Raw genomic sequence first — 677 nt, 5'->3', positions numbered from 1 at the left:
CTACGTCTGGTAGATCACTGTTTGGTACTTTACCTTTTCCGTCTTCACCGATTGTGACTGTGATTGGCTTGCCATCTTTACCTGGGATTTCTACCGTAGTACCTGGTGGGTAGATTGAGCCATCTGGTTTCTTCGGTGTTACTGTAACGTCACCTGTCTCAGGATCTCGTTTCACATCTAGTGTTGGTGTCTTACGAGCTGGTGTTGTTACATCCACTGGTTGTGATGGTTTCTTATTCGGTTCTGTGACTGTTCCTTTTCCTGGCAAGTCTCCTTTTGGAAGCTTGTCATTTGGTACTTCACCTGAACCATTGTCACCGATTGTGACTGTGATTGTTGTTCCATTTTCTCCTGGAATTTCTACCTTGCTACCTGATGGGTAAGTTGTTCCATCTGGTTTCTTCGGTGTTACAATCGCATTTCCATTTGGTTGTTGAGTAATTTCAATCTTACCAGGTTTTTCAGTTACTGGTGTTGCTGGTGTTACCTTAGCTGGAGTTGTTACATTAGGAACTTCAACAGCTGGTTTTCCTGGTTCTGTAATCTTACCTGTACCTGGTGTTTCTACGTCTGGTAGATCACTGTTTGGTACTTTACCTTTACCGTCTTCACCGATTGTGACTGTGATTGGATTACCATCTTTACCTGGAATTTCTACCGTAGTACCTGGTGGGTAT

1 pseudogene is annotated in these 677 nt (G+C 43.4%); it reads right to left on the bottom strand.

Going from position 1 to position 677, the window contains the following annotated elements:
• Positions 1–677: pseudogene (locus KV696_RS00030) on the bottom strand (hypothetical protein); the annotation flags it as partial.

Origin of the sequence: Streptococcus humanilactis (assembly GCF_019448275.1) — a bacterium.
GTDB lineage: Bacteria > Bacillota > Bacilli > Lactobacillales > Streptococcaceae > Streptococcus > Streptococcus humanilactis.
The sequence above is the reverse complement of the archived record's forward strand: the minus strand, read 5'-3'. Positions and strand labels throughout refer to the sequence as shown.